We start from the raw sequence: 7,426 nt of genomic DNA, 5'->3' as shown, positions 1-7,426 counted from the left end.
CGCTTGGGAACTGCGCTTGGGAACTGCGCTTGGGAACTGCGCTTGGGAACTGCGCTTGGGAACTGCGCTTGGGAACTGCGCTTGGGAACTAAAAAACTTTGAAAACGTTTAACAATGAAGAAGCCCCTAGGCTGACAAATTCGAGTCTATGCTGTCAACCTGTTGTTTGGAAAATAATTTATGAACCCCCTTGTTTTTATCCTCTTATTGGTTTCATGTACAGATGATTTTAACAGTTGCTATTCAAACAATACAATGGTTAAAACCTACCCAACGGCTCAAGCCTGTGAACAAGCCATGATACCGTCCACAAAAAAGTTTGCACTTTATGGACAACAAATTTTTGCCCAATGTATAAACGTACACCCCAATTTACATCAACAAGAAGTAAAGTTGATCTGGTCTGTAACAAACCATGGAAATTTCCTGCTTAAAAGCCAAAACGTAAAGGACAAGCTGTCTACAGTCCACAAAGAAGACATTTTACCAACATTGCCTTCTCTTCTGCGTTCTTCTTCCACAAATCTCTTGCACAAAAAACTTTAAAAGCATAAACCCATCAGATCTCAAAAAAATAATCAATGGAAGACATGATAGATAATAAGCGAATGCACCCTTCAAAAGACCATCACACAGAGCAAAGTACTCTGCCTCAAGATCTCCCCTTAGATCCTGCTGTAGAACGGGTGAGAAAAAAACTTATGGGGTTAATGATTATTTCCGTTTTAATAACGCTCTTCCTTATTCTGACCGTACTATTTATAATTGTTTATAAAGTGATAACAACGGGATCAGCGCCAAAACAAACAGAGCGATCTTCCTCTCTCAGCAAAAACCCACACGTTATCCATCATACGCTCTCTCTACCAGAAAAAACACAAATTTTGTCGCAAAGCCTCTCAGAGCACAATATTGTACTGAAAATTTTAACCCCTGATGGACAAACAAAATTTATGATTTACAATTATCATACCGGTGCACTTGTCTCCATTCTTTCTGTTGAAACAACAGAAAAAATATCGACAACAACGCCTCATTAAGCAAGCCAACATCAATAAGCGCTGACATAGCATTCTGAAGGTTTAAACATTTTCTGCGAGCCGGCATTATCACACGCTTTACCAGCTTGTGGGTGTGACGCCCCCCTTTGGCACGAGAGAGAGATTTCATAAGAGCCATTTTATTCCTTTCTTATAAAATTTATCCACACAGGCTTCTCTCTGCTTGCAACGTGCAAGCGAATGATTTTGCTTGATTCAATATGGGACAAATTTGAAAAGAGAGAATAGGGTTTTAGGGGCTCTCGCCCAACATAAAAAACAATGATTATGATAAATCAATGTGATAAGGTTAAAAATATTCACCACGCGGCGGCGGATTTTTCTCTGTATCCCTTCACCTATCCCCAACAAAGAAACAATCTTTTCCGTCAACACCCCTCGTTCAGTTTCCGATATTGCTCATAAAAATTCAAAGAAAGCCTAAGAAGATTCTTGAGCATATACAATTTTCCCCCCTTACACCAACAACATCACCACAAGCGCTGACACAGCATTCTTGCGGTCTGAATATTTTCCTCTGCTTAAATATTCACCACGCGGCGGCGGCGGATTTTTCTCTGTACCCCCTCACCCAATTCCGGCAAAGAAGAAGTTTCTTCTGTTGATGTTGATGCATCCCCATTACTCGAGCTTTCTGGTGTTGCGAGTGAAAGTTCAAGAGATGATTCGTCTTGAGTCCGCGCAATACGTCGACGGGGAGAACGGCGTGTTTTTTTGACAGGTTCAACATTTTCCTCAGAGAGACAGTTCTCTTGAGCAATTTTTTTATCCGCTAGAGTTTCTAAAGCATTTTCACGATCATCCCCATTGTGCGCTTTGGCATATTGTCCATGACCATTTTTTTGCAACTGCATCTGTAATACATCTGTATCACATTCGACAGCATCTTTTTTTTCACCTTCAGGATTTATTTCACCGCATTCTTGCCCATTGTTTTCATCACGATTTTCGTTTTCATCCCGTTTTTCATCATGTCGAGCAGAGTGAGACATTTGCCCAGCAGCCGCTAAAATAATACGCAAATAGTGTTCCGCATGTTGCAAATAATTCTCCGACATAACACGATCACCAGCTCCTTGTGCATCACGCGCAAGGCTTATGTATTTATCGGCAATTTGCTGAGCATTCCCGCGAATTTTAACATCCGGACCGCTACTTTCATAATTGCGAGACAACGGGTTAGGACCGCGACGATTATTATTATTGTTATTATTGCGTCCGCGTACCCGTCTATTTTGTTGTGGCCTCATCTTTATCCCTTTTTTTGGAGTATATGTCTTAATTGACTCTTCTTCATTGCATCATTTTTTGATAATGTTGATCACGTTTAACATACGGTTATCAAGCTATCCGCATTTATTTCACTCAAATGAACCCTACTGATAATGATAAAAACATATATTTTTTTGAAAATCACAAAACAGCAGGGAAATCGTAAATCAAAAATTCCCTATTTCTCTGTCAACCAGCAGAAACCTAGTGATGTTCACGTAAAATGCCAAGTATTTTTTTTAAAATAAACCATATTTCACTAAAAAAAATAATTATCTTGTGGAAAACAAAAAGAAGAACACATACATAACACCCCTGACAAAGAAAAAAACGCCAGAAGACATTAGAAGCTTCTTTTTTTTGCCCTAAAACCACCGCTCCTAAAAATACCGATATTGTCTCCCCCTCATGCACTTAACTCACAAGCACTTATATCTCAACGAGTCACTGCATGAACCTCTTCATTTACGAATATAGCCTCTCTTCATCGCTAAAGCAACCCCCCACGAGCGATAATCCACGACCGCTCCACAAAACCCCTTAATTTTTATAGATAGATTAATATGAAGTATTATTCAAGACCTAGTAATGACCAAGAAATCAATCTTCTTAAAAAAACAGACCAACGATACGCTTAATTTTTATTTTAAGCCCTTGAAATTTTTAAATTAATCAAATCTCTTTATTGAGAACAAATTGAGCCTAAAAGCCCAATACTTAAATACAAAAAAATATCAATTTATGAAAAAACTGACCAATATGTCACACTTTCATAAAAATCAAATTCTGTTCAAAAAATTATCCTTTAACATTTATAAATTAAGACTGGCACAATGGATTTCCTCGTTTTACACTTTCTGATAGTTATAAAACAAGCAGATTTATAACCCCAGCATATATCCCCCCAGCGCAGCGTTTTATGCATGGAATAACCTTGAATGTTTATAGCCTCTCAAAGAAAGAAATATTTATGTTTATCCATATCTATTGACTCCCGCCCTCAAAAGACGAAGGTTCTTAACCCACGCTGGTGTGTAAACAAGCTGAATTTTTGTCAAAAGCGTTCTCCTTGGCTTCCCCACGCATGTGATTCATTTAAACGAACGGCTCAACAAATCTACGAATATTCACCCCGCACGAACATTTCAATCCTTCAAGCAAGCATCCATACTTTATGTCGCCACAGTTTAAATGAAAGTGCGGCACAATAAGACAAACAAATCACTCTTTTATTGGTATAGAGGACGATAACAATCAGGAAATTTTTATCTTTTCCAATTTCGCAGTCTTTTAACTTTCCATGTAAACACTTAAAAGTAATTGCGTATTTTGCCTTGTTTATTCTCTCTTTCATTGAGGAAACAGTCCCGCAAGAGAAAATAATTTCCATCTCCGGGGCGGACCATCGTCAAACATTGTTTTTTTTCAGTATCAGAAAGCTTATCCCACATTTCACGAATATCAAAATAGGCTTCACTTTCTAAATTAAGGCAGCGCTGATAAACTTCTTTTTTCATATCAGGCATAACGGAAGCAGAAATTTCCTTGCAATACACGCGCAGATCAAAGACAGGAATAACCAATTTAACAGGCGCTTGTTGTGTTATTTCTTTATGAGAAGAAAAATAACCGACTATTTTTATAACAACAAAACACAAAAGCACGATACAAAAAAGGATCATGCCAACAAAAGCAATCTTGCGATATAATCTTTTGAAATAAGCCTTTTGCCTTGCGCGGATTCTTTTTTCCATTAAAGATTGTATCCTTTAACATCCCAGGAGAAGCTTTTTACAGCAAAAAATGATAGAATATCTGTGTACAGAATACAGGTTATAACGGCAAAAGATCAATACTCTATATATCAAAAGACTTCTTTTTTATCGTATAAAATTCTTATGAAAAACTTTTCTCATCCTCTTTATGAAAAAGGAGAGATTATAATTTTCCCACCACCTTAAAAGACGAAGCTTCTTCATCCATACTGATCTGTAAACAATGCGGCTTCTCTCAACGAGAATCTCCTCGCCCTTCCTCCTAGACTCCCTCTTTGACTTCCCACGCATGTGATTTCTATCACCATCCCTCAAAAAGCGATATTTCATGGAGTTTATGAACAAAAGCACCTCCTTCCGAATAGTTCATCACACGCCGAACAAAAAAACCTCTTGTGCGTTCACATGAGGCTCCAGAACAAACGCCCATTATAGTTAACACATTGATTTATAATGATAATTAACTATTTTTACCTATTGAATGAAAATTCCGCATAACGTAAGATTCTCTCATTCCAAACTTGTTCCATGTTGAATCAATCAAAATCTCTTGCTTACACACCACAAGCGGAATGCGTGTGCGGAGTGAAACGATATAAGAGAAGAAAGGACTAAAAATGCCTCTTATGAACCGTCTCTAGCACCAAGGGCTGTGTGCCACACCCACGAACTGGCAAAGTGTATAATGATGCCAGCTTGCTTCTTCATAAATGTAAAGATGGCAGTGCACAAGGTTTTACCGTTATACCGGGCACCATCGTGAACAGGCTTGAGAGCCTTAAGACATGTCTCTTTAAAACAAGCCCATGTAATGTGCAACCCAATAGCGTTCTGTTTTGCATAAGGCTCATGCCCCAATTAAAGAACGCAATAAACAAAAGCGTGCAGCAATGCACAATCTCCATTATTTAAAGGGCATTGCTTTAGATACTTTTGAAAGCCGTAAAGCCAAACTAAAGAATGATGATAAAGATGGACGTTGTTTTTCTCCCTTGCGGCTTTACATTCTCCCCCCATTAGGCTGTCTGCCTGTTTCAGAGATTACCCAAACAGAGATAAGCAATACTTTCGCCCCATTTGGCATACAAAAGCAGCAACAGCGAATAGAGCTCTTATCCGCCTTAACCTTTGTTTCAAACATGCGGCTGCATTAGGATTGGGTGTTGCTTGACAAGCAACAACAAAAGCACGGGCTCTCTCAGACGCACAACGCCATAAAACGCTAAATTTTCCAGCAATGGATTGGAGAGAGGTCCCGGCTTTTATAAAACGCTTTTGCCAAACAACAGCTATAACACAATGAGCTTTGCGTTTACTTACTCTACCAGGCGTTCGTACCAATCCCTCACATCATATTCGTGAAAATCAGATTGATGGCGATATCTGGACAATTCTTGGCTCGAGAATACACCACACACAAACCCTTCACGTATAAAATCTTACATACCTTACATAACAGCACTCCCAAAGGGCAGTGACAACAACAGGATAAGATGGGATAAGAGATGATTGAGGTAAAATTCCACACAAAGAAAAGAACGCATTTTCTGATCAAGCTCAACAAACATTGTTAGAAATCCATTGGCATTTGGGGACATTCTAGGTATTTATGATAATTTCTCCTTGCGTACGCCTCCATTTTATACTTCACCCCATATCACTCTCCATCAAAGAGTAACAAAGATTTTTTACTCTTCAACTGCCTCCGTGATAACCAATGCAAAGAAACAAAACAGACACCTGCATTTTTGCCTTGGCGCCCCCTATTAAGATAAAAAACGCACAAGAATTTAGAGATTTTACGGCAAAACGAAATCACAAAATACAATTATGAGAATAATGAGAAAACCATCTGAAACCTTCTCATTAACAGATCTCATAGCGCCTCCTGCTGTTAGACAATAAAAAAGCCGCGCCGTTAAATAAGCGCGACTTATGAATAGAGATATAACTAAATAAAATACAAAAGAAATCAATAATAAACATTTATACACAAAACGTATAATATTGCAAGTTTTTTAATTATATTTATAAAAATTATCCCCCAAAAGTATAAATAATGAAATATGAAAGCATTTTTTTCTTATTCCAAATAAACTTATATTGACCATTTCAAAAGACGAAGATTTTTCACCCAATCTGATTTATCAATATTCTGGATTTTAGCAGCTTTCATTTGGCTTCCCACGCATGTGATTCACTTAAACTTAACGCAACAAACAAGCTCTCTTGAATATTCAAGAACGCCTTTAAAAACGCAAGTGTCAGGAAGACCTAATATTTCTTATATCATCCCCTCTCAAATGGGGGTATTTTACAGCATAACAAGACAAGATAAATAAACAACCACTTGTACACCTCTGTCTGCTAAGAAAACAATCACAACTTTAGCCCTCAAGCCTATTCCAACAATCCACCATTTTTTTGCTTATAAGAAAAGACTAAACTATACACATTCTCACCCACATTAATCTATTTTGGCAATTAAAGCTTTCTTTTTAAGAAACTTTTGACAAATTAAAATTGCGACGAATAGTTATTTTTTTCTTTTAAAAGCGTAAAAACGGCAAATTATTTATAGATTTAAAACCATAGAACGCTCTATCCACCAGCTTTTTCAAGTTGTTGCCAGATCTTTTACAAACTTCTTTTGCCATAGATTTCTGCTTGAGGAAAAATTTTTCTCTGTGGGTTTTAAAAGCTAGCCCATCGATTTCAAATCGATTTCAACATGTGCCCTCATCACCCTGACAACGCATGATAGACTTTCCTAAAAATATTTTTTTTTCTTAAAAAAAGGAAACATATTTCTAGAAGGCTGAATTACGATCTCTTGATCAGCATTACTGTATATTTCTAGCGTCTTCTGTGGTGTAAGTTTTGGAACCGATAGATCCATATCCGAAGATGAAGCTATTTTAAGTTCTGATGTTCCCATCTTCACGTCTGCCATGGTTATGTCACGGTTAACAATATGACTAAGACTGTCTCGCTTCCCTTCTTTTGCATTTTGTTTCTGTTTGACATTGGTAAGATCTAGAGTATTTAATTTTTTTTCTAAAGCATCCATACGCTTTGAAATTTTTGTAATATCTTCATATGCTTTCTTCAACAATGCGTTCAAAGGAGCATGTCCCATTCTTCCGCTGGCATAAAGAACCACACGAATATGTTCAGGATCGTCAATATCAGCAATAGAAAATGGAAAAAGTGCCATTATATTCCCCTTTTTGATAAGCTAAACGCCCATTAATCATTTGCATATTTTTTCTCTCTGCAGTTTTTTTTGCGTTTCTCTTGCAACCTCGTGAAACCTTC

Annotated in this window: 5 protein-coding genes and 1 pseudogene; 3 read left to right on the top strand and 3 right to left on the bottom strand. The window is 37.5% G+C overall.

The features are described from left to right. Positions 1-180: 180 nt before the first annotated feature. Positions 181-546 carry a hypothetical protein gene (locus ACFIKI_RS06540; RefSeq protein ID WP_375622698.1) on the top strand — a complete coding sequence of 122 codons (366 nt, stop codon included), beginning with the start codon at positions 181-183 and terminating at the stop codon, positions 544-546. Between the two features lie 44 nt (positions 547-590). After that, positions 591-1,040, top strand: a complete 450-nt coding sequence (locus ACFIKI_RS06535) for a hypothetical protein (RefSeq protein WP_375622700.1) — start codon at positions 591-593, stop codon at positions 1,038-1,040. Between the two features lie 542 nt (positions 1,041-1,582). On the opposite strand, the gene ACFIKI_RS06530 is transcribed toward ACFIKI_RS06535, so the two are convergent. Both ACFIKI_RS06530 and ACFIKI_RS06525 read right to left on the bottom strand, forming a co-directional pair. Further along, positions 1,583-2,311, bottom strand: a complete 729-nt coding sequence (locus ACFIKI_RS06530; RefSeq protein WP_375666406.1) for a DUF4167 domain-containing protein — start codon at positions 2,309-2,311, stop codon at positions 1,583-1,585. Positions 2,312-3,643: 1,332 nt separating this feature from the next. After that, positions 3,644-4,087: a hypothetical protein gene (locus ACFIKI_RS06525; protein WP_375666405.1), complete on the bottom strand. Its 444-nt coding sequence runs from the start codon at positions 4,085-4,087 to the stop codon at positions 3,644-3,646. A gap of 675 nt (positions 4,088-4,762) precedes the next feature. Here ACFIKI_RS06525 and ACFIKI_RS06520 point away from each other — a divergent pair. Further along, positions 4,763-5,501 (top strand): annotated as a pseudogene (locus ACFIKI_RS06520) (tyrosine-type recombinase/integrase); the annotation flags it as partial. 1,377 nt (positions 5,502-6,878) lie between these two features. Here ACFIKI_RS06520 and ACFIKI_RS06515 read toward each other — a convergent pair. After that, positions 6,879-7,325 (bottom strand): hypothetical protein, encoded by a 447-nt coding sequence (locus ACFIKI_RS06515; protein WP_375666403.1) that lies wholly within the window; start codon positions 7,323-7,325, stop codon positions 6,879-6,881. Positions 7,326-7,426 lie beyond the last annotated feature (101 nt).

Origin of the sequence: Bartonella sp. TT121SHDZB, from assembly GCF_042193415.1 — a bacterium.
Classification (GTDB): Bacteria; Pseudomonadota; Alphaproteobacteria; order Rhizobiales; family Rhizobiaceae; genus Bartonella.
Note: the sequence above shows the minus strand (reverse complement) of the source record. Positions and strands in the feature narration are given on the sequence as shown.

Coding starts and splice junctions, on each gene's coding strand:
- ACFIKI_RS06540 (WP_375622698.1), top strand. CDS start 181: ATGAACCCCCTTGTTTTTATCCTCTTATTGGTTTCATGTACAGATGAT.
- ACFIKI_RS06535 (WP_375622700.1), top strand. CDS start 591: ATGATAGATAATAAGCGAATGCACCCTTCAAAAGACCATCACACAGAG.
- ACFIKI_RS06530 (WP_375666406.1), bottom strand. CDS start 2,311: ATGAGGCCACAACAAAATAGACGGGTACGCGGACGCAATAATAACAAT.
- ACFIKI_RS06525 (WP_375666405.1), bottom strand. CDS start 4,087: ATGGAAAAAAGAATCCGCGCAAGGCAAAAGGCTTATTTCAAAAGATTA.
- ACFIKI_RS06515 (WP_375666403.1), bottom strand. CDS start 7,325: ATGGCACTTTTTCCATTTTCTATTGCTGATATTGACGATCCTGAACAT.